This is a genomic window from Candidatus Schekmanbacteria bacterium, assembly GCA_003695725.1.
Lineage (GTDB): Bacteria > Schekmanbacteria > GWA2-38-11 > GWA2-38-11 > J061 > J061.
Genome location: RFHX01000038.1, coordinates 1 through 18,647 on the forward strand (window position 1 = coordinate 1; position 18,647 = coordinate 18,647).

At 37.7% G+C, this 18,647-nt stretch carries 36 protein-coding genes; 3 read left to right on the plus strand and 33 right to left on the minus strand.

Going from position 1 to position 18,647, the window contains the following annotated elements:
• Positions 1 to 381, plus strand: a 381-nt coding sequence (locus D6734_01560; protein RMF97631.1) for a tetratricopeptide repeat protein, incomplete at its 5' end; no start/stop codon positions are given.
• Between the two features lie 32 nt (positions 382 to 413).
• Here D6734_01560 and D6734_01565 read toward each other — a convergent pair.
• On the minus strand, positions 414 to 1,334 hold the full coding sequence (locus tag D6734_01565) for a hypothetical protein (protein RMF97632.1): 921 nt from the start codon (positions 1,332 to 1,334) through the stop codon (positions 414 to 416).
• A 173-nt stretch (positions 1,335 to 1,507) separates the two neighbouring features.
• Between D6734_01565 and D6734_01570 the strand changes: the two genes are divergently transcribed.
• Together D6734_01570 and D6734_01575 are read left to right on the plus strand one after the other, a co-directional pair.
• Complete coding sequence (locus tag D6734_01570) at positions 1,508 to 2,794, plus strand: replication-associated recombination protein A (protein RMF97665.1); 1,287 nt, start codon at positions 1,508 to 1,510, stop codon at positions 2,792 to 2,794.
• Positions 2,795 to 3,538, plus strand: a complete 744-nt coding sequence (locus D6734_01575) for a YdcF family protein (protein ID RMF97633.1) — start codon at positions 2,795 to 2,797, stop codon at positions 3,536 to 3,538.
• Here D6734_01575 and D6734_01580 read toward each other — a convergent pair.
• From D6734_01580 to D6734_01735, 32 genes are all read right to left on the minus strand, one after another.
• On the minus strand, positions 3,449 to 3,802 hold the full coding sequence (locus D6734_01580) for a 50S ribosomal protein L17 (protein ID RMF97634.1): 354 nt from the start codon (positions 3,800 to 3,802) through the stop codon (positions 3,449 to 3,451). The genes D6734_01575 and D6734_01580 overlap by 90 nt on opposite strands.
• A 14-nt stretch (positions 3,803 to 3,816) precedes the next feature.
• Positions 3,817 to 4,851 carry a DNA-directed RNA polymerase subunit alpha gene (locus tag D6734_01585; GenBank protein RMF97635.1) on the minus strand — a complete coding sequence of 345 codons (1,035 nt, stop codon included), beginning with the start codon at positions 4,849 to 4,851 and terminating at the stop codon, positions 3,817 to 3,819.
• A gap of 29 nt (positions 4,852 to 4,880) precedes the next feature.
• Positions 4,881 to 5,507 (minus strand): 30S ribosomal protein S4, encoded by a 627-nt coding sequence (locus D6734_01590; GenBank protein ID RMF97636.1) that lies wholly within the window; start codon positions 5,505 to 5,507, stop codon positions 4,881 to 4,883.
• A 15-nt stretch (positions 5,508 to 5,522) separates the two neighbouring features.
• Positions 5,523 to 5,912: a 30S ribosomal protein S11 gene (locus tag D6734_01595; protein ID RMF97637.1), complete on the minus strand. Its 390-nt coding sequence runs from the start codon at positions 5,910 to 5,912 to the stop codon at positions 5,523 to 5,525.
• Between the two features lie 22 nt (positions 5,913 to 5,934).
• Positions 5,935 to 6,312: a 30S ribosomal protein S13 gene (locus D6734_01600; protein RMF97638.1), complete on the minus strand. Its 378-nt coding sequence runs from the start codon at positions 6,310 to 6,312 to the stop codon at positions 5,935 to 5,937.
• Between the two features lie 20 nt (positions 6,313 to 6,332).
• Positions 6,333 to 6,446, minus strand: coding sequence for a 50S ribosomal protein L36 (locus D6734_01605; protein RMF97639.1), 114 nt, complete (start codon positions 6,444 to 6,446; stop codon positions 6,333 to 6,335).
• Positions 6,436 to 6,681 carry a translation initiation factor IF-1 gene (locus tag D6734_01610; GenBank protein ID RMF97640.1) on the minus strand — a complete coding sequence of 82 codons (246 nt, stop codon included), beginning with the start codon at positions 6,679 to 6,681 and terminating at the stop codon, positions 6,436 to 6,438. The genes D6734_01605 and D6734_01610 overlap by 11 nt, the downstream gene beginning before the upstream one ends.
• 27 nt (positions 6,682 to 6,708) lie before the next feature.
• Complete coding sequence (gene map, locus D6734_01615; protein ID RMF97641.1) at positions 6,709 to 7,452, minus strand: type I methionyl aminopeptidase; 744 nt, start codon at positions 7,450 to 7,452, stop codon at positions 6,709 to 6,711.
• The gene (locus tag D6734_01620; GenBank protein ID RMF97666.1) at positions 7,449 to 8,099 is read right to left on the minus strand and encodes an adenylate kinase; all 651 of its coding nucleotides are present in this window, start codon (positions 8,097 to 8,099) and stop codon (positions 7,449 to 7,451) included. Before D6734_01620 ends, map begins: the two co-directional genes overlap by 4 nt.
• A gap of 11 nt (positions 8,100 to 8,110) precedes the next feature.
• A complete protein-coding gene (secY, locus tag D6734_01625) occupies positions 8,111 to 9,421 on the minus strand; it encodes a preprotein translocase subunit SecY (GenBank protein ID RMF97642.1) in 1,311 nt (436 codons plus the stop codon).
• Between the two features lie 8 nt (positions 9,422 to 9,429).
• Entirely contained in the window at positions 9,430 to 9,870 is a 441-nt protein-coding gene (locus D6734_01630) for a 50S ribosomal protein L15 (GenBank protein ID RMF97643.1), read from the minus strand.
• Positions 9,871 to 9,902: 32 nt separating this feature from the next.
• Positions 9,903 to 10,085 carry a 50S ribosomal protein L30 gene (locus D6734_01635; GenBank protein ID RMF97644.1) on the minus strand — a complete coding sequence of 61 codons (183 nt, stop codon included), beginning with the start codon at positions 10,083 to 10,085 and terminating at the stop codon, positions 9,903 to 9,905.
• A gap of 21 nt (positions 10,086 to 10,106) precedes the next feature.
• Complete coding sequence (locus tag D6734_01640; GenBank protein RMF97645.1) at positions 10,107 to 10,604, minus strand: 30S ribosomal protein S5; 498 nt, start codon at positions 10,602 to 10,604, stop codon at positions 10,107 to 10,109.
• A 17-nt stretch (positions 10,605 to 10,621) separates the two neighbouring features.
• A complete protein-coding gene (locus D6734_01645) occupies positions 10,622 to 10,984 on the minus strand; it encodes a 50S ribosomal protein L18 (protein ID RMF97646.1) in 363 nt (120 codons plus the stop codon).
• A gap of 21 nt (positions 10,985 to 11,005) precedes the next feature.
• Positions 11,006 to 11,545 (minus strand): 50S ribosomal protein L6, encoded by a 540-nt coding sequence (locus tag D6734_01650; GenBank protein ID RMF97647.1) that lies wholly within the window; start codon positions 11,543 to 11,545, stop codon positions 11,006 to 11,008.
• A gap of 15 nt (positions 11,546 to 11,560) precedes the next feature.
• Positions 11,561 to 11,959 (minus strand): 30S ribosomal protein S8, encoded by a 399-nt coding sequence (locus D6734_01655; protein ID RMF97648.1) that lies wholly within the window; start codon positions 11,957 to 11,959, stop codon positions 11,561 to 11,563.
• Positions 11,960 to 11,996: 37 nt separating this feature from the next.
• Positions 11,997 to 12,182, minus strand: a complete 186-nt coding sequence (locus tag D6734_01660; GenBank protein ID RMF97649.1) for a type Z 30S ribosomal protein S14 — start codon at positions 12,180 to 12,182, stop codon at positions 11,997 to 11,999.
• 13 nt (positions 12,183 to 12,195) lie between these two features.
• Positions 12,196 to 12,735 carry a 50S ribosomal protein L5 gene (locus D6734_01665; protein ID RMF97650.1) on the minus strand — a complete coding sequence of 180 codons (540 nt, stop codon included), beginning with the start codon at positions 12,733 to 12,735 and terminating at the stop codon, positions 12,196 to 12,198.
• Positions 12,736 to 13,068 carry a 50S ribosomal protein L24 gene (locus D6734_01670; GenBank protein ID RMF97651.1) on the minus strand — a complete coding sequence of 111 codons (333 nt, stop codon included), beginning with the start codon at positions 13,066 to 13,068 and terminating at the stop codon, positions 12,736 to 12,738.
• Between the two features lie 15 nt (positions 13,069 to 13,083).
• Positions 13,084 to 13,452, minus strand: coding sequence for a 50S ribosomal protein L14 (locus D6734_01675; protein RMF97652.1), 369 nt, complete (start codon positions 13,450 to 13,452; stop codon positions 13,084 to 13,086).
• Between the two features lie 37 nt (positions 13,453 to 13,489).
• Entirely contained in the window at positions 13,490 to 13,741 is a 252-nt protein-coding gene (locus D6734_01680; GenBank protein RMF97653.1) for a 30S ribosomal protein S17, read from the minus strand.
• Between the two features lie 9 nt (positions 13,742 to 13,750).
• Positions 13,751 to 13,960 carry a 50S ribosomal protein L29 gene (locus D6734_01685; GenBank protein ID RMF97654.1) on the minus strand — a complete coding sequence of 70 codons (210 nt, stop codon included), beginning with the start codon at positions 13,958 to 13,960 and terminating at the stop codon, positions 13,751 to 13,753.
• Between the two features lie 20 nt (positions 13,961 to 13,980).
• Positions 13,981 to 14,388 (minus strand): 50S ribosomal protein L16, encoded by a 408-nt coding sequence (locus D6734_01690; GenBank protein ID RMF97655.1) that lies wholly within the window; start codon positions 14,386 to 14,388, stop codon positions 13,981 to 13,983.
• A gap of 34 nt (positions 14,389 to 14,422) precedes the next feature.
• Positions 14,423 to 15,082 (minus strand): 30S ribosomal protein S3, encoded by a 660-nt coding sequence (locus tag D6734_01695; GenBank protein ID RMF97656.1) that lies wholly within the window; start codon positions 15,080 to 15,082, stop codon positions 14,423 to 14,425.
• Positions 15,083 to 15,098: 16 nt separating this feature from the next.
• On the minus strand, positions 15,099 to 15,479 hold the full coding sequence (locus D6734_01700) for a 50S ribosomal protein L22 (GenBank protein RMF97657.1): 381 nt from the start codon (positions 15,477 to 15,479) through the stop codon (positions 15,099 to 15,101).
• Positions 15,480 to 15,776: a 30S ribosomal protein S19 gene (locus D6734_01705; GenBank protein ID RMF97658.1), complete on the minus strand. Its 297-nt coding sequence runs from the start codon at positions 15,774 to 15,776 to the stop codon at positions 15,480 to 15,482.
• Positions 15,777 to 15,783: 7 nt separating this feature from the next.
• A complete protein-coding gene (locus D6734_01710) occupies positions 15,784 to 16,605 on the minus strand; it encodes a 50S ribosomal protein L2 (GenBank protein ID RMF97659.1) in 822 nt (273 codons plus the stop codon).
• A 16-nt stretch (positions 16,606 to 16,621) separates the two neighbouring features.
• A complete protein-coding gene (locus D6734_01715; GenBank protein ID RMF97660.1) occupies positions 16,622 to 16,915 on the minus strand; it encodes a 50S ribosomal protein L23 in 294 nt (97 codons plus the stop codon).
• A complete protein-coding gene (locus D6734_01720; GenBank protein ID RMF97661.1) occupies positions 16,906 to 17,535 on the minus strand; it encodes a 50S ribosomal protein L4 in 630 nt (209 codons plus the stop codon). Before D6734_01720 ends, D6734_01715 begins: the two co-directional genes overlap by 10 nt.
• Positions 17,536 to 17,549: 14 nt before the next feature.
• Positions 17,550 to 18,170 carry a 50S ribosomal protein L3 gene (locus D6734_01725; GenBank protein RMF97662.1) on the minus strand — a complete coding sequence of 207 codons (621 nt, stop codon included), beginning with the start codon at positions 18,168 to 18,170 and terminating at the stop codon, positions 17,550 to 17,552.
• A 26-nt stretch (positions 18,171 to 18,196) separates the two neighbouring features.
• Entirely contained in the window at positions 18,197 to 18,517 is a 321-nt protein-coding gene (locus D6734_01730) for a 30S ribosomal protein S10 (GenBank protein RMF97663.1), read from the minus strand.
• Between the two features lie 30 nt (positions 18,518 to 18,547).
• A partial coding sequence (locus D6734_01735; protein ID RMF97664.1) for a hypothetical protein occupies positions 18,548 to 18,647 on the minus strand: 100 nt, incomplete at its 5' end.

Consider the following 18,647-nt stretch of genomic DNA (forward strand, 5'->3'; position numbering starts at 1 on the left):
CATTATAATCTTGCCTATATTATGGAATCTCAATTGAATGACCCTGATACAGCAATAGAACATTATAAATTAGCAATCAAATATTCACCAAAAAAATATGCTTTTGCATACAAAAATATTGGCAAGATTTACTATGAGAAAGGAGAACTCGACAAAGCTATAGAAGCATATAAAATGGCAATTGAAAAACTTCCTAAGGATACGCTCGCATACAATGACTTAGCTGTAGTATTGACTGAAAAGGGTTTGATAGAAGAAGCTGTGGAAGAACTAAAAAAGGCGCTCAAACTTGAGCCAACAAATGAAACTGTAAAAAGAAATCTTGAAAAAGCCTACATCCTTCTAAGGGAAAAACACAAAAGAGAAAAAAAGAACGAATAAAACTTATAAAATATCAGGGTCAAAAAATTCGATTATAGAATACCAATTTGTCTTAAAAAATCCAATCCTCCCTTCAACTCTCCAAGGGATACCGACGGTTTAATTTCAAGAATTTTCAAAATATCATTTTTAAGAAAAGGTAAAAGCTCTCGAAAATCAACCTCTCCCACACCAGGCGCCTGATGGTCACTATAACCTTCACAATCATGCAAATGGATACCTACTAACCTCCCGCCAAACTCTCTCAGCCAATCAGATGTTTTGGACCATTTCATATTTTCCTGTACTTTTGCATGTCCGCAATCGTGCCAATATCCAATTTTTTCATCAACAAATGAATTGCATATAATTTTCATTTCCTTAAAATCAGGTATCTGATGAAAATAATTCCTATTTTCTATTCCTAATTTCACTCCCTCTGGAAGGCAAACTAAAATTTCCTCTAAACTTTTCAAAACACTTTCAAGATGATATGGACTTAATTTTTCTCTTTCACTTTTCATTTCTTCATAGAAATCTTTCCATACTTTACTACCAACTTTTTTTTCATCATAATAACTTCTAAATTTCTCAAAGGAAGATTCCATTTCAATATGCCCAAGATGAACGACTACAGCTTTAGCATTAAACTGTGCAGCATATTCAAGCGTTCTTAAAGTTTCATCTACTGCTTTCCTTCTCTCTGACTCATTTTTAGATGAAAGCAAAAAAGCGTCTCCGCTTGGCCTTGGAATACCTTTTATAAGCGGAGTAGGGAAAAAATTGTGAATGCTCAATATCGTGATTTCTTCTGATTTTATATGAGGTATTATTTCATTCAAAATACTATAAGTTATTCTATATTCAAGCTCATAAGCCCTTATCCCTGTGTCTTTAAGCTTTCTCAACAGTTCATTGCCGCTTCCCAATTCCGATGAAGCCCAAACTGACGATATTCCAACATTTTCATTCAATTTATCTTTCCTTTCTTTAAAACTTCTTTTTTTTCAAATGATGTTTTATATTATTTATGTAATTAAAAAAGCTAAGGAGGTATCTTCCTATTAACAAAGAATATATACCTGAACTTTTTGAAGAAGCAAATTTAGAAAAAAAAGTAAAGGGCAAAGCTCCATTGGCGGAAAGAATGCGACCTGTTGACCTTGATGAATTTGTGGGACAAAAGCACCTTCTTGGTGAAAATAATATTCTTCGCAAAGCAATCAACGAAAATTCCGTTGGTTCGATAATTCTATGGGGACCGCCGGGATCAGGTAAAACTACACTTGCTAAAATCATTTGCAAAAGGACTGATTCATTATTCGTTGAATACAGTGCTGTTACATCCGGGATAAAAGAAATCAAGGAAGTAATAAAAAAAGCCAAATATCTGCTTGAAAGCAAAGGGAAAAAAACAGTCATATTCATAGATGAAATACATCGCTTCAATAAAGCTCAACAGGATGCCTTTCTGCCTTATGTAGAAAAAGGAATTATAACTTTAATCGGCGCTACCACTGAAAATCCCTCATTTGAAGTCATTGCTCCTCTGCTTTCACGAATGCGTATATATACTCTTAAACCTCTTTCAAAGAGCGAAATTTTGGAAATCTTGAAAAAAGCTATCAATGACAGTGAAAAGGGAATTGCAAAGTTAAATCTCCAAATCGATGACAACACTCTGTCCTATATTGCATCATTATCGAATGGAGATGCAAGAATGGCTCTAAATACACTTGAAGCAGCTGCATTGTCGGAAAAACCCGACAAAGATGGCAAGCGAATAATTTCACAGGCACTGATCAAAGAAGTCCTGCAAAGCAAATCCATAGTATATGACAAAGATGGCGAAGAGCATTATAATCTCATTTCTGCATTTCATAAAAGTCTCAGAGGAAGTGATGTCAACGCCTCACTGTATTGGCTTGCAAGAATGCTCGAGGCAGGAGAAGACCCTCTTTATATAGCACGAAGAATGGTTAGATTTGCAAGTGAAGACATCGGCAATGCAGATCCTCAAGCATTGACCGTTGCTCTAAATTCCAAATCAGCTGTAGAATTCATTGGTATGCCAGAAGGAGACCTTGCTTTGGCTCAAGCGGCAATTTATTTGGCTACTGCTCCTAAAAGCAACGCCACATATAAAGCATATCTTTCAGCAAAGGAAAAAGTTAAAGAAAAAGGCTATCTTCCCGTCCCCCTTCATCTAAGAAATCCTGTAACGGATATTATGAGAAAAGAAGGATATGGCAGCGGATATAAATATCCTCATAATTATAAAAATGCTATAGTCAATCAAAAATATATTCCTGAGGAACTGGAAGGTGAAAATTTCTATATACCCTCAAATCGGGGATTTGAAAAAACTATTGCCGAACGGATTTCCTATTGGAAGAAAAAATTAAAAGAAATGAATAAAGGAAATAATGATTAAATGTTCAAGCTAATCAAAAGAATATTCATTATTGTAATAGTGCTGTTATGCTATCAATTCCATCCTCAAATTTTGGGAGCGCTCTCCTACATTTTAATATCAGAAGAAAATCCTGAAAAATCCTCCGCAATTGTTGTAATGTCAGGTGATGATGCAGCAGGAAGCAGAGTCAAAAAAGGAGTGGAATTATTTAAAAAAGGATATGCGCCACTGTTAATTTTAAGCGGCAGCAAAATTGGATGGAATACCTACGCAACAGAAATAATGAAAAAGCAGGCAAGACTTGAAAATATTCCTAAAGAAAGAATCATAACTCTTAAATCAGAAGCAGATTCGACCATTTCGGAAGCATATCAAATATTAAGATTCTGCAGGAGAAGAAAACTAAAAAAGATTTTAATCGTCACAAGCGATTTTCATACAAGAAGGACTGCCTTTACATTCAGGCATCTTCTTGATTCTAAAGATATTGAAATTCTTGTTGTAGGTACAAAAAATATCAAATTTGACCCATCACAATGGTGGAAAAAAAGACTCTATGCAAAGACTTTCTTTTTAGAATTATGCAAACTAATATGGTACTGCACTGCTGAAAACTTCATTTTTAAGAACAACAGTAAATTGGAAAAATCAGGCACAGAAGAAGTTTCGGCTTCACTCGACAAGCTCTATAATAGCCATTTCAGCACCATCCCCGGGGCGTCTTCTCGTGCGTATAATCCTTGTATAGCCCCCATTTCTTGAAGCATAGCGAGGACCAATTTCATCAAAAACCTTTTTCAAAGTTTTTTTATCCCTCAACCACTTGGCTGCAACTCTTCTAGCATGCACAGATTCTTTCTTTGAAAGCGTTATAACCTTTTCAGCAACTTTTCTTAATTCTTTCGCTTTCGGAAGCGTTGTTTCAATCTTTTCATGGATAAAAAGGGATGTAGCCATATTTCTAAGCATTGCTATTCTATGACTTGTCGTCCTTCCTAATTTGCGATTACCTTTAAGATGATTCATAACTGCATACTCCCTTAAAAAATGTCCTCTTCATCAATTTCAGAATCACTCGTATTGACAGGTTGTTCTATAGGCCATTCATCTAACTTCATCCCAAATGACAGATTCATTTGAGCAAGAATTTGTTTAATTTCATTCAAAGATTTTCGCCCAAAATTTTTGGTTTTCAGCATTTCTTGTTCTGTCTTCTGGACTAGCTCGCCTATTGTCTTTATATTGGCATTCTTAAGGCAATTCTGTGACCTAACCGACAATTCCAATTCATCAACACTGCGGCAAAGATTTGCAATCATCTTTTGTTTCTCTTCGTCTTCTTTTTTCTCTTCTTCCTCTTCTACGATAAATTCCTCTTCCTCTTCAAAATTAATGAAAACAGACATATAATCCTTCAAAATCTTAGCCGCTTGAGCTAGTGCGTCTTCCGGCTTTACACTTCCATCAGTTGTTATCTCCATTATGAGCTTGTCATAATCCGTATCCTGCCCAACGCGGGCATTTTCAACAGTATAGTAAACTTTCTTAACTGGCGAGAATATGGAATCTACAGGAATAACTCCTATGGGGAGGTCCTCATTTTCATGTTTTTCTGCAGGGACATACCCAAAGCCCCTTGCAATCTCTATTTCCATATTCAATTCTCCATCAGAATCCAATGTAGCAATATGAAGGTCAGGATTCATAATTTCAACGGAATTATCATGCTCTATATCCGAAGCTTTAACTTCTCCTTCACCCTTTGCCTTGATATAAACTGTTTTCGGATCATCAGAATCAAGTCGCACTCTCAACTGCTTTAAATTGAGAATTATATCTGTTACATCTTCAACTACACCGGGCAAAGTAGAAAACTTCATATTGACGCCTTCAATCTTTACCTTCGTGACAGCAGCACCCGGTATAGAAGATAAGAGTATTCTCCGAAGAGAGTTGCCAATCGTTGTTCCAAAGCCTCTTTCAAAGGGCTCAGCTATAAATCTTCCAAATGTTTCTGTCTGAGTTTCTGTTTCACACTCCAACCTTTTAGGCCTGTGAAAACCTTGAATTTTCATTCGTATTACTCCTCAAAGTATTTGATTTGTCACTTTGAATACAATTCAACAATTAGTTGTTCCTGAATAGGAATTGTTATATATTCTCTGCGAGGAAGACTCAAAACCTTTCCTTTCAGATTTTCCCTATCAACCTCGAGCCATGCAGGAATGGCTTCTTGATTCGATTTTTTCCCCTCTCTATTGAAAATGGCAAGATTCCTACTCTTCTCTCTAACCTCTATGGTATCTCCTGCTTTTACGAGATAAGATGGAATATTCACCTTTTTCTTATTCACCAAAAAATGACCATGCGTAACAAGCTGTCTTGCCTGAGGAAGCGAATCAGCAAATTTCATTCTGTGAACAACATTATCCAGTCGTCTTTCAAGGAGGATAAGAAGATTTTCTCCTGTGATTCCCTTCTGCCTTTCAGCCATATAAAAGTAATTCCTAAATTGTCTCTCAAGAACCCCGTAAATACTTTTTACTTTTTGCTTTTCTCTCAACTGAATTCCATAGTCGGAATATTTTGGTCTTGCAAATCTCGACCTTTGTCCCGGAGGGAATCCTCTTTTTTCAAAAACACACGAAGTAAAACACTTTTCGCCTTTCAGAAAAAGTTTCAACCCTTCTCTTCTGCATAATCTGCATACAGGGCCACGATATCTTGCCAAAATCAATCCTCCTTTCTAAACTCTGCGTCTTTTTCTTGGTCTGCAACCGTTATGTGGTATCGGTGTCACATCTTTAATTACGCTTACATTCAATCCAGCAGATTGTAAAGCCCGAATCGCTGCCTCACGGCCGGCGCCAGGCCCTTTAACATAGACTTCTACCTGTTTCATTCCAAATTCCAATGCCTTCTTTGCCGCAGCTTCGGAAGCCAATGTTGCGGCAAATGGTGTACTTTTCCTTGAACCCTTGAATCCTTGTCCTCCTGCGCTTGCCCATGTCAATACATTGCCTTCCATATCAGTAATCGATATGATTGTATTATTAAATGTTGACTGGATATGAGCTATTCCATTCTTGACAATTCTTTTTTCCTTTTTCTTTCTGCTTTTTTTGTCTTTTGCCATTAAAAATCACTCCAAAAAAATATTATTTCGCACTCTTTTTCTTGACAACTCCACCCTTTCTTGGCCCTTTTCTCGTGCGCGCGTTTGTATGAGTCCTCTGACCTCTTACAGGCAATCCTCTGCGGTGTCTCAGTCCTCGATAACAACCAATATCCATTAACCTTTTAATGCTCAAAGAAACCTCTTTTCTCAGATCACCCTCAATCTTGATTTCTTTCTCGATGAATTTTCTAATATCATTTACTTCCTGATCCGTTAAGTCTTTGACTTTCTTAAAGGGATCAACTCCAACTGCATTGACTACCCTTTGAGACTGCGACTTGCCTATGCCATATATATATGTTAGAGCAATAAATATATTCTTATTCTTCGGTAAATCAACACCACCAATTCTTGCCACTCATAATCCTCCTATAGTCCTTATCCTTGCCGTTGCTTGTGTTTGGGATTAACGCAAATTACCCTCACAACACCTTTTCTCTTAATTATTTTGCACTTATCACAAATCTTTTTGACAGATGCTCTAACTTTCATCTTTCGTCCGCTCCTTCTTTTTATGCCTATAAATAATTCTACCCCTTGAAAGGTCATAAGGCGACAACTGCACTGTAACCTTATCACCGGGCAATATCTTTATAAAATTCATTCTCATTTTACCTGATACATGAGCAAGTATCTTATGGCCATTATCAAGTTCAGCCCTAAACATTGCATTCGGCAATGTTTCCACAATGGTTGCTACCACCTCTATGGGCTCTTCTTTAGGCATAACTTACTCTCTACAATCAAACCTCTACTATTTTGTTAATATTTTGGCTCTCCCGTTACTAATAGCAATTGTATGTTCAAAATGGGCAGATAGTTTACCATCTTTTGTCACAGCTGTCCAGCCATCGTTTAATATTTTTACATCATAACTCCCTTCATTTACCATTGGCTCTATAGCAAGTACCATCCCATTTTTTAACCTCACTCCTTTGCCTGCTTCTCCAAAATTTGGTATCTGAGGTTCTTCGTGCAATTCTCTTCCAATTCCATGTCCAACAAAATATCTAACAACTGAAAAACCTCTACTTTCAGCATAGTTTTGAATAGCACTTGAAACATCTCCCAACCTGTTTCCTTCCTGCGCCTTCGCAATGCCCGCTTCCAATGCACCCTTTGTGGCCTCAATAAGTCTCATTGCTCTTTCGCTCACATCCCCAACAGGAAATGTTGCTGCTGCATCGCCATAAAAACCTTTATATTTTGCTCCAATATCTATACTGACAATATCACCTTCCTTCAATCTTTTATCTGAAGGAATGCCGTGAACTATCTCCTCATTTACAGAAACGCACAATGTCGCTGGATATCCTCTATATCCTTTAAAAGCTGGAATACAATCTTCATCTCTTATCATTTCCTCAGCAAATTTATCCAATTCTCTCGTTGTTATACCCGGGACAATCTTTTTTTCTAATTCCCTCAATATCTTTGCTACTATGCCGTTGACTTTCTCAAGTATTTTAAGTTCATCATCAGTTTTTAGGACAATCATCCTTTAGGTCCTATTAGACTGCATATATTATCAAAAACAGCATCTATATTTTGTGCACCGTCAATATCCGCAAGCAGACCCTTAGATTTATAATAATTTATCAGTGGTTCAGTTTGTTCCTTATACACACGGAGTCTTTCACGAATTGTTTCTTCTTTATCATCGTCCCTTTGAAAAAGGTCTCCTCCACACTTATCACATTTTCCATCATTCGTAGGCGGATTAAAGACAAGATGAAAGACTTCACCGCATGATGAACATGTTCGTCTTCCTGAAAGCCGCTTTATTAGTTCTTCGTCTGGCGCAGATACAGAAACAACTTTCGTCAATTCAATCTTTTTTTCGTTCAATATCCTGTCAAGCTCTTCTGCTTGAGCTATTGTTCGTGGGAAACCATCAAGAATAAAACCGTTCACACAATCTCCGCTTTCAATCTTTTCGGCAATAAGTCCTATAACTATTCTGTCAGGGACCAATTCCCCTGCATCCATATATGTTTTCGCTTCTTTCCCTAAGTCTGTACCTTCTTTGACAGCAGCACGCAGCATATCTCCTGTCGAAATTTGAGGTATCGAATATCTATCAGAAACCATCTTCGCCTGTGTCCCTTTGCCAACACCAGGAGGACCAAGAAATATAAGATTAATCATCTTTCTTATTATCTCCTTCCTTTGAATTTCCCTTTCTTAAGGAAACCTTCATAGTTTCGAGTCATCAAATGTGATTCTATCTGCGATATCGTATCAAGGGCAACACCAACAACGATTAAAAGAGCAGTGCCTCCAAAATAGAAAGGCACATGGCCATAAACAATCAAAAGATTAGGAAGAACTGAAACGGCAGAAAGATAAAGAGCACCGCCAAAAGTAATTCTCATCAACACCCTGTCTATATAATCAGATGTTCTTTTGCCAGGCCTGATACCGGGAATAAATCCTCCATATTTTTTCATATTGTCAGCTAAATCAACAGGATTGAAAATTATGGCCGTATAAAAGTAGCAGAAGAATATTATCATTATTACATAAATAGTTTCATAAAGAAGAGAACCGGGAGAAAGTAATTCTGTTATCATTTGAGTAAATTGATTTTTGTAAAAACCAGCAATTGTTGCCGGGAACATCAAAATCGATGATGCAAAAATGATAGGAATAACCCCTGCTGTATTTACTTTCAGTGGAATATGCGTACTTTGTCCACCATACACCTTTCTTCCTACTACCCTTTTTGCATACTGGACAGGAATTCTTCTTTGTCCCTTCTCAACAAAAATAATGACGCCTGTTATAACAACCACAAAAACCAGAACAATAGTCATAAATATTGCGTTCAAATCGCCGCGATTTACTGCCTGAATCGAATTCGTTATAGCAGAAGGCATTCTCACAACGATTCCTGCAAAAATTATGAGAGATATTCCATTTCCTATGCCCTTTTCTGTAATCTGTTCGCCAAGCCACATAATAAATGCAGTACCTGCTGTAAGCGTAAGCATTGATAGAAGGCGAAAAGACCATCCCGGTTCAATAATCAGTGGAGCGCCGCTTACAGGACTTTTCATCTGCTCAAGGCCATAGCTTATTCCAAGGCCCTGAATCATACTTAAAATAACAGTTCCATAACGCGTATATTGTGTTATCTTTTTTCTTCCTGTCTCTCCTTCCTTTGAAAGCTTTTCAAGGGCAGGAATTACTACTGTGAGAAGCTGAAGAATAATCGATGCGCTAATATAAGGCATTATACCCAAAGCAAATATTGTTAGTCGCCTTAATGCCCCGCCTGAAAACATATCAAAAAAGCCAAGTATACTGCCTTGATTTGCGCTAAAAAAATCTGCAAGCGCCTGTGCATCTATACCGGGAACGGGAATATGCGCACCAATCCTATATACTGCAAGAAGAGCAAAAGTAAAAAAAATCCTCTTCTTCAGTTCAGGAACTTTAAATATGTTCTGAAATGTTTCAATCACGAGACAATCTATTTAAGAATTATTGCTTCTCCGCCGGCATTTTTTATCTTTTCGAGGGCTTTTTTACTAAAAAAATGGGCAGATATTTTTAAAGCTTTTGTCAGTTCACCATCACCAAGTACTTTTATGCCATTTGCCAACTTTTTCACCTTCCCTTTTTTATATAAAAGTTCTGGCGTTATTTCTGTAGTCTCTTCAATTTTATCCAACTCTGAAAGATTTATTATTGCCGGTTTTCTTGCAAAGATATTTGTAAACCCTCTCTTCGGTACTCTTCTTTGAAGAGGCATCTGCCCGCCTTCAAACCAGACTCTTCTCTTGCTTCCTGAACGCGATTTCTGTCCCTTATGACCTCGGCACGATGTTTTGCCATGCCCTGAACCTGGTCCTCTTCCTACTCTTTTGCGCTTTTTCGACCTTGTTGCCGACGGTAAATTTGATAGCACCATTTTTAACAGACTCTCCCTGAGTTATTCAATTTTCAATCTATCTCTTCAATGGACAACAAATGTGGAATTTTTTTAACCATTCCACGAATCATAGGGTTGTCATCCCTTACTACCGAATGGTTGGTTCGGCGCAGTCCAAGACCTTTCACAATTGCCCTTTGTTTCTTACTGGAGCCTATAATGCTTTTTTTAAGCGTAATTTTTAATTTTCCCATATTCGCCGTTTTTATATCTTATTAAATTATTTCATCTAATTCTTTATCTCTCAGTTGAGCTATCTTCTCTGGAGGTTTCAACTTTAACAAAGCATCAAAAGTTGCTTTTACTGTATTGTGAGCATTGGCAGAACCAAGAGATTTTGTAAGAATATCCGTCACGCCAAGAATTTCCAATACAGCTCTTACTCCGCCTCCTGCTATAACTCCTGTCCCTTTTGCTGCAGGTTTTAACAATACTTTACTGCTTCTATATGTCCCTATTACCTGATAAGGTATCGTGCCGTTGACAAGTGGAATTTTATAAAGGTTTTTCTTCGCTCTTTCTGCAGCTTTTCTTATCGATTCAGGCACTTCATTGGCTTTTCCCATGCCATAACCGACATGGCCTTCTCCATCTCCAACAACAACGAGTGAAGAAAAACTAAATCTCTTTCCTCCTTTTACAACCTTTGAAACCCTATTGATTCTGACAACTTTGTCTGTCAGTTTCAGTTCATCAACATTTAAGTCTTTCAAATATAACCTCCACTTTTCTAAAACTTAAGACCCGCTTCTCTTGCAGCATCTGCAAGAATTTTCACTTTCCCATGATAACGATATCCGCTTCTATCAAATACTACCGACGAAATATTTTTCTCAAGCGCTTTCTTAGCTATTGTTTCACCAACAATTTTAGCGCATTCTTTGTTCGCTGAATTCCCCCTTTTTTCTCTAATGCCCTTTTCCAAAGTACTGCATGAAACCAAAGTTGAACCCGTTGTATCGTCAATTATCTGTGCATAAATATTCCTTGCACTCTTGAAAACCGTAAGTCTTGGTCTTTCAGGAGTACCTATAACCCTTTTTCTTATTTTTAGATGTCTAATCTTTCTTGCTTTATTTCTATCAAAAATCAATGTCGTTGACCTCCAAATATCTTATGCTCCTGTTTTCCCAACCTTTGTTCTCACATATTCATCTGCATATCTTATACCCTTCCCCTTGTAGGGCTCAGGAGGATAAAAACCTCTTATTTCAGCGGCCGTTTGTCCCACCGCCTGTTTATCAATACCGCTCACTGTAATCTCTGTTTGCTTATCCACCTCTATCTTGATTCCTTCAGGGATCTTGTAATTCACGGGATGTGAAAAACCTATATTCAATACCAGTTCCTTACCCTGAACTTGCGACTTATAGCCAACACCTACGATCTGAAGCTTTTTCTGAAATCCCTTAGTTACTCCAATAACCATATTATTCACAAGACTTCTTACAAGCCCCTGCTTTGCCTTCATCTTATCTATGCTCTCATCCTCGATATTGACCAAAATTTGTCCTGCTTCCACTTTGACAGATATACCCTCAGGAATTCTTATATGTGACTTTCCCAATGGCCCCTTTACGTGGACTTCACGATTTTTTACCTCAACTGAAACCCCTTCTTCAAAAAGTATGGGTTTTTTACCTATACGAGACATAAAGAAAAAATCCTCCTACCATATTTCACAAAGAATCTCTCCGCCAAGATTCTCTTCCCTGCATTTCTTATCCGTCATTATCCCCTTCGATGTAGATACTAAAACAATACCATATCCGCCAAGAGATTTTGGAAGACTTGCAGCTTTCTCATAAAGACGCCTTCCCGGTTTGCTCAGGCGTTTCAAACCGGATATTACTGAATTGCCTTCAGAATCATACTTCAAAACTACCTTGATGCATGGATGTCCTCTTTCATCTTTTTCTTCCGAATAATCTTTTATATAACCTTCTTCCTTCAAAATCTTTACTATTGAAAGTTTCATTTTTGAAGAAGGAATTATAACCTCTTCGTGTTTCGCTCTAATTCCATTGCGTATTCTTGTCAATAAATCAGCAATACGGTCTGTCATCATTTCTGAATAAATCTCCTGATTGTATAATTTTAAAAAACTACCAACTTGCCTTCATAAGGCCTGGCAATTGGCCTTCATGCGCCAGTTTACGAAAACATATACGGCACATTTCAAACTTTCTCATATACGCTCTGGGCCTACCGCAAATTTTGCAGCGATTATATGCCCTTACTTTAAATTTAGGTTTCCTCTTTGCCTTGCTTATCAGTGATTTCTTTGCCATATTTTGCTCTCATTCAATTTCTAAAAGGCATTCCAAGATGCTTCAATAGAAGCTTTGCCTCTTTATCCGTTTTTGCAGTAGTTACTATAGTTATATTAAGCCCTCTGAGTTTATCAATCTTATCATAGACAATTTCAGGAAAAATTATTTGCTCCCTTATGCCAAGAGTATAGTTTCCTCTTCCGTCGAAAGCTTTACCAGATACACCTCGAAAATCTCTAATTCTTGGAATTGCTGCATTCACCAACCTATCGAAAAACTCATACATCCTGTCGCCTCGAAGCGTCACTTTGCATCCAATTGCCATCTTGCTTCTCAATTTGAAATTAGAGATGGACTTTTTGGCTCTTCTTATTGATGGTTTCTGTCCACTTATAGCCGCCAAATCATTCATTGCAGATTCAAGCGCCTTTGAATTTTGTATAGCTTCACCAACACCGATGTTGAGGACAATTTTTTCCATTTTTGGGACTTCCATAACATTTTTATAACCGCCCTCTTCCATCAGCTTGTTTATAATTTCTTTTCTATATAACTCCTTTAACCTTGCCATTTACTTCCCCTCAATGCTTTCGCCGCATTTCTTGCAATAACGAATTTTTGAACCATCAGACAATACTTTTTTTCCAACTCTTACCGGCTTTGCACATTTATCGCAATAAATCATCACATTCGACCAGCTAATAGGCATTTCCTTTTCAATTATACCGCCTTGCGAATGTGCCTGGCTTGGACGGGTATGGCGCTTCATTATGTTCACACCTTCAACAATAACCCTTCCTTTCTTTTTGACCAAAGAAATAATCTTTCCTCTCTTACCCTTATCCTTGCCGGCTATAACTTGAACTATGTCATTCTTTTTTAACAATCTTTTCACTTTTTCCATTGCATATTCCCTTATCTACAAAACTTCAGGCGCAAGCGAAATTATTTTCATAAATTTTTTGCGTCTCAATTCCCTTGCCACTGGTCCAAAAATTCTTGTTCCTATAGGTTCTTTCTGAGCATTGATGATTACAGCCGCATTATCGTCGAAGCGTATATAACTACCATCATCTCTTCCAAGCTCTTTTTTACATCTTACAACAACAGCAAAAACTACATCCCCTTTTTTGACAGCACCATTGGGAATCGCTTCCTTTACTGAAGCTCTAATAACATCACCTATCCTTGCATATCTGCGTCGAGTCCCGCCAAGGACGCAAATACACTGTATTTTCTTAGCTCCTGAATTATCAGCTACATTTAATTTGCTTTCCCTTTGAATCATTCCCCAACTCTCTTGCGTAATTGAAAAGTTAACTTAACTAACCTTCAGCCCTTTCGATAATTTCCTTTACAACAGTGCGTTTTTCTTTGCTCAAAGGCCTTGTTTCAATCAGCCGCACGCGATCTCCAACTTTGCACTCATTTTTTTCATCATGTGCTTTATATTTTGACCTTTTTCTATAAATTTTATGATACTTTGGATGCCTTACTAATCTATCAACAACGACAACCACAGTTTTATCCATTCTGTTGCTAACAACTGTACCTATAATCTCTTTTCTTTTACCCATTTCCTATGCTCAGTTTAATTCCTTCTTTTTATTTAATTGTCTTTCTCTTAAAATAGTTAACACTCTCGCCAAATCCTTCTTTGCGGCCCTTATTTTTGAAGGAGACTCTACCTGACCCGAACTATTTCTGAAACGAAGATTAAAAATCTCCTCTCTTAGGTCGGTTTCTTTCCTTTTTAATTCTTCGTCTGTAAGTTCTCTTAATTCTTTTGCTTTCATCTTTAATACTCCAAAGAGAATTATCCTCTGGAAACCACTTTTGTTTTTATAGGCAGTTTGTGGGAAGCAAGAGTCAATGCTTTAAGAGCAATAGCTTCATTAACTCCGCTCATCTCAAATAGGATTCTTCCTGCTTTTACTGGAGCAACCCAAAATTCTGGAGCTCCTTTTCCTTTTCCCATCCTTGTTTCTGCTGGTTTCTTAGACATTGGTTTATCAGGAAAAATCCTTATCCAAATCTTACCGCCTCTTTTTACAGTTCTCGTTATTGCTATTCTGCTTGCTTCAATTTGTCTTGCTGTAATCTTTCCCTTTTCCAAGGCTTTAAGCCCAAATTCTCCAAAATTGAGATTGCATCCTCTTGAAGCCTTACCTTTAATTCTTCCTTTTTGCTGCTTTCTATACTTTGTTTTCTTTGGCATTAACATTTTCTTCTATCTCCACCTGATGCAGTTTATCCATCTATTGTTTGCTTTCCTTCTCTACCGATTCCTTTTTGGTAACAATATCACCCTTATAAATCCAAACCTTAATCCCTATAACTCCGTAAGATGCTTTTGCCTCTGCAAAACCATAATCGATATCCGCTTTCAAAGTATGCAGGGGAACTCGTCCTTCTCTAAACCATTCCGTTCTAGCAATTTCTGCTCCGCCAAGACGCCCTGCACAACTTATTTTAATTCCTTGCGCACCATAACGAAGCGCTGAGGTAATACTTCTTTTCATTGCGCGCCTATACGAAACTCTTCTCAATATCTGCATAGCAATATTTTCAGCAACTAATTGGGCATCTATTTCAGCTTTCTTAATTTCATGAATATTAACTGTAACAATCTTTCCTGTTAACCGCCTAAGGTCATTCTTCAGCTTGTCAACTTCTTGACCTTTTCTTCCTATGACAATTCCGGGCCTTGCCGAATAGATATCGACCTTAAGATTATTCGATGCTCTTTCAAGCTCTATCTTGGAAACACCGGCTCTTTCAAGCCGTTTCTTGATAAAACTTCTAATCATAAGGTCATTATGCACATTTTTTGCATAATCCTTATCAGCATACCAACGGGAATCCCAATCTTTTGTTATTCCCAACCTAAATCCCAATGGATGAACTTTCTGGCCCAAACTTTATCCTCCCACGCTATTTTTCACCAAGCACAACTGTAATATGACTGCTTCTTTTCCTGACAATATCTGCTCTTCCAAAAGCTCGTGGATTAAGACGTTTCATATCAGGACCTTCATTTACGAAGGTTTCCTTAATATAGAGTTTGTCAGGGTCAATATCTATTTTCTTCGTCTCTGCATTATTCATTATATTGGCAACCCCTGACTTAATGAGCTTCTTGATAATTTCTGCTGATTTCTGAGGAGAAAACTCCAAAATGGAGAAAGCATCATTAACCATTTTGCCTCTTATCATATCAGCAACAAGACGAGCTTTTCTTGGTGCTACCCGCACAAAACGGGCTTTAACTTCAGCATTTATTTCATCTCTTATTGTTTTCTTTTTCTTAGCCATTTATTTCTTTCCTACCTTTGCCGCTTTTTCACTCTTTTTTCCTGCATGGCCTCTAAAAGTTCTTGTTGGCGCAAATTCGCCGAGTTTGTGGCCAACCATATTTTCAGTTATATAAACTGGAATAAACTTTTTTCCATTATGCACAGCAATAGTAAAGCCAACAAATTCGGGTATAATAGTACTCCTTCTCGACCATGTTTTTATTACTTTTTGGCCCCCTCGAGCTCCTGACAGCGATTCTATTTTCTTCAATAAATGCTTATCTACAAAAGGACCTTTAGATACTGAACGTGGCATAGATCTATTATTTCCTCCTCTTCACAATATATTTATCGCTTTGTTTGCTTTTAACAGTTTTATATCCCTTTGTAGGAACTCCCCATGGAGTGCATGGATGTCTGCCTCCCGATGTCCTTCCCTCTCCTCCTCCATGTGGATGGTCAACAGGATTCATTGCCACACCTCTGACATGAGGTCTTCTTCCTAACCATCTGTTTCTTCCTGCCTTTCCAAGCGAAACATTTTCCTGTTCAACATTGCCAATTTGACCTATCGTTGCCATACATTCTTTGCTAATCATTCTAATTTCACCTGATGGCATTTTTATCTGAGCATAGGGACCATCCTTTGCCAAAAGCTGGGCACCCATACCAGCACTTCTAACAAGTTGTCCTCCCTTTCCCGGCTTCATTTCAATATTATGAATAATGGAACCAGTTGGTATTCTTTTCAACTGCATTGCATTACCATCACGAATCTCTGCATCAGGACCACTGCACAATACATCGCCTACCTTTACCCCTGATGGACAAAGAATATATCTTTTTTCACCATCACTATAACAAAGCAGAGCTATCAAGGCTGTCCTGTTAGGATCATATTCTATAGAAGTTACCTTTGCTTTGATTCCTATCTTATCTCTTTTGAAATCGATGATTCTGTACTTTCTCTTATGGCCTCCACCTCTATGCCTTGCTGTAATTCTTCCATTGTTGTTGCGGCCACCAGTTTTTTTCAATGGGAGAAGAAGCGATTTTTCATGCTCTTTTTTAGTCAGCTCAGGAATAACGAGCCTTGTCTGAAATCTTCTTCCCGGTGATGTCGGTTTATATTTTAATACTGGCATCTATCTAATCCTCTTGTTATACACCTTCAAAAATTTCTATTTTATGTCCTTCCTTCAATGTCACCACAGCTTTTTTAGTGTCAGGCCTTTTTCCTTCATGCCGTCCAAATCTTTTCCTTTTGCCTTTGCGGCACTGGATATTGACCTTTTCCACAGACACATTGAAAATTGCTTCCACAGCACTTTTTATCTGAATCTTATTTGCTTTGCTGTGAACTAAAAATGTAACTTTATTTTGTGTATCCTTTTGAAGGTTGCTTTTTTCCGTTAAAATTGGATACCTTATTATCTCAAAATTGTTTAACTGCAATTTAATACCTCCTTGAGAAGGTCAACATCCTTTTGAAGTAATATCACCTTTTCATAGCGCAAAATATCATATGCGTTAGGATGCTTTAAATTCATAACCTTTACACCACTTATATTGCGTGCTGATTTCTCAACAATTTCATCTCTCTCTGCCAAAAGCAGTAATGCTGAACGATTTACTCCAAGTCTTTTTAAAATTGCATTCATCTCTCTCGTTTTGATTTCTTCCAAGCCAAAATTATCAACAACTATGAGATTTTCTTCTTCAATTTTGATTTTAAATGCATTCCTCAATGCAGATTTACGCATTTTTTTCGGTATCGTAAATGAATAATCTCTTGGAAGAGGTCCAAAAATCGTACCCCCTCCGATTCTGACAGGAGACCTCCTGGACCCGGCACGAGCCCTTCCTGTCCCTTTTTGCCTGTATAGCTTCTTTGTACTATAAGCAACAGCTCCTCTTGGTTTTGCATAAGCAGTGCCGCTTCTTTCACCTGCGAGCTTGCTTACTACACTTTGCTGAATGAGCTTCAATGCTTTTTCATTTCGGCTATCCTTATCTGAAAGGGGCAACTCAACCTTTCCTATTTCTTCATTTTTGTTGTTAACAATTTTGATCATAACTCGTTATCCAATCAATGTTTAATAGACTCTTTAATAAGTATTATTCCACCTTTTGGTCCCGGTACTGCACCTTTTATCAGAATAAGATTCTTCTCCGGTATAACCGACTGAATAGATAATCCCTGCACAGTTACCCTTCTATTGCCCATATGCCCCGGCATCTTTCTTCCTTTAACTGTCCTTGCCGGTTTCTTACATCCTATTGAACCAACAGCCCTATGAAATCTTGAACCATGTGTTGCAGGTCCACCGCTAAAATTATGTCTCTTAACAACACCTGCAAAGCCCTTCCCCTTGGATGTTCCTACTACATCAACACGCTCACCTTCTTTAAAAATATCTGCCTTAATTTGCTGACCTGATGAATAATCATTGATGTTTTCAATTCTTACCTCTCTAAGAACTCTCATAGGTTCTGAATTGTATTTCTTGAAATGGCCCTCAATAGGTTTTTTAGGTTTTTTTATCTTCTCTCCAAACCCTAACTGGATACTGTTATAGCCATCCGTTTCTAAAGTCTTAATCTGAACAACTGTACAAGGACCTGCAGAAACTGCAGTTACAGGGATTACTTCCCCCTCTTTGCTAAAAACCTGCGTCATTCCTATTTTTTTACCTATTATTGCCTTCATCTTTGTTTTCCCATAAACTATATATATTAACTTCCCGGCTTTGGAAGCTTTATCTCAACATTAACACCTGCTGAAAGAGTTAATTTCATAAGTTCATCTACAGTCTGAGGCGTTGGTTCTAAAATATCCAACAACCTTTTGTGCGTTCTAATTTCAAATTGCTCTCTCGATTTCTTATTTACATGAGGCGAACGCAACACCGTATACCTTGAAATCCTCGTTGGCAGAGGTATAGGACCAGCAACTTTTGCACCTGTCCGCACCGCTGTGTTCACGATCTCTTCAGCAGACTTATCAAGAAGTTTATGGTCGTACGCCTTCAACCTTATTCTTATTCGCTGTTCCATATCTACCTTTTCTCGCTCTGTCCCTATTTACTATTTTATAATTTCGCTGACTACACCTGCGCCTACGGTTCTTCCACCTTCTCTTATTGCAAAACGAAGCTCCTTCTCCATTGCTATGGGCGTTATCAAC

Bases quoted from the DNA above. Each gene is read 5' to 3' on its own strand.
- D6734_01675 (RMF97652.1), bottom strand. From the start codon at position 13,452: ATGATTCAAAGGGAAAGCAAATTAAATGTAGCTGATAATTCAGGAGCT.
- D6734_01700 (RMF97657.1), bottom strand. From the start codon at position 15,479: ATGGCTAAGAAAAAGAAAACAATAAGAGATGAAATAAATGCTGAAGTT.
- D6734_01605 (RMF97639.1), bottom strand. From the start codon at position 6,446: ATGAAAGTTAGAGCATCTGTCAAAAAGATTTGTGATAAGTGCAAAATA.
- D6734_01610 (RMF97640.1), bottom strand. From the start codon at position 6,681: ATGCCTAAAGAAGAGCCCATAGAGGTGGTAGCAACCATTGTGGAAACA.
- D6734_01725 (RMF97662.1), bottom strand. From the start codon at position 18,170: ATGAAGGCAATAATAGGTAAAAAAATAGGAATGACGCAGGTTTTTAGC.
- D6734_01660 (RMF97649.1), bottom strand. From the start codon at position 12,182: ATGGCAAAGAAATCACTGATAAGCAAGGCAAAGAGGAAACCTAAATTT.
- D6734_01585 (RMF97635.1), bottom strand. From the start codon at position 4,851: ATGAAAATTCAAGGTTTTCACAGGCCTAAAAGGTTGGAGTGTGAAACA.
- D6734_01705 (RMF97658.1), bottom strand. From the start codon at position 15,776: ATGCCACGTTCAGTATCTAAAGGTCCTTTTGTAGATAAGCATTTATTG.
- D6734_01575 (RMF97633.1), top strand. From the start codon at position 2,795: ATGTTCAAGCTAATCAAAAGAATATTCATTATTGTAATAGTGCTGTTA.
- D6734_01635 (RMF97644.1), bottom strand. From the start codon at position 10,085: ATGGGAAAATTAAAAATTACGCTTAAAAAAAGCATTATAGGCTCCAGT.
- D6734_01650 (RMF97647.1), bottom strand. From the start codon at position 11,545: ATGTCTCGTATAGGTAAAAAACCCATACTTTTTGAAGAAGGGGTTTCA.
- D6734_01655 (RMF97648.1), bottom strand. From the start codon at position 11,959: ATGATGACAGACCGTATTGCTGATTTATTGACAAGAATACGCAATGGA.
- D6734_01685 (RMF97654.1), bottom strand. From the start codon at position 13,960: ATGAAAGCAAAAGAATTAAGAGAACTTACAGACGAAGAATTAAAAAGG.
- D6734_01630 (RMF97643.1), bottom strand. From the start codon at position 9,870: ATGGTGCTATCAAATTTACCGTCGGCAACAAGGTCGAAAAAGCGCAAA.
- D6734_01665 (RMF97650.1), bottom strand. From the start codon at position 12,735: ATGGCAAGGTTAAAGGAGTTATATAGAAAAGAAATTATAAACAAGCTG.
- D6734_01720 (RMF97661.1), bottom strand. From the start codon at position 17,535: ATGATCAAAATTGTTAACAACAAAAATGAAGAAATAGGAAAGGTTGAG.
- map (RMF97641.1), bottom strand. From the start codon at position 7,452: ATGATTGTCCTAAAAACTGATGATGAACTTAAAATACTTGAGAAAGTC.
- D6734_01580 (RMF97634.1), bottom strand. From the start codon at position 3,802: ATGAATCATCTTAAAGGTAATCGCAAATTAGGAAGGACGACAAGTCAT.
- D6734_01595 (RMF97637.1), bottom strand. From the start codon at position 5,912: ATGGCAAAAGACAAAAAAAGCAGAAAGAAAAAGGAAAAAAGAATTGTC.
- D6734_01710 (RMF97659.1), bottom strand. From the start codon at position 16,605: ATGCCAGTATTAAAATATAAACCGACATCACCGGGAAGAAGATTTCAG.
- D6734_01690 (RMF97655.1), bottom strand. From the start codon at position 14,388: ATGTTAATGCCAAAGAAAACAAAGTATAGAAAGCAGCAAAAAGGAAGA.
- D6734_01680 (RMF97653.1), bottom strand. From the start codon at position 13,741: ATGGGTAAAAGAAAAGAGATTATAGGTACAGTTGTTAGCAACAGAATG.
- D6734_01730 (RMF97663.1), bottom strand. From the start codon at position 18,517: ATGGAACAGCGAATAAGAATAAGGTTGAAGGCGTACGACCATAAACTT.
- D6734_01570 (RMF97665.1), top strand. From the start codon at position 1,508: ATGCGACCTGTTGACCTTGATGAATTTGTGGGACAAAAGCACCTTCTT.
- D6734_01670 (RMF97651.1), bottom strand. From the start codon at position 13,068: ATGGAAAAAGTGAAAAGATTGTTAAAAAAGAATGACATAGTTCAAGTT.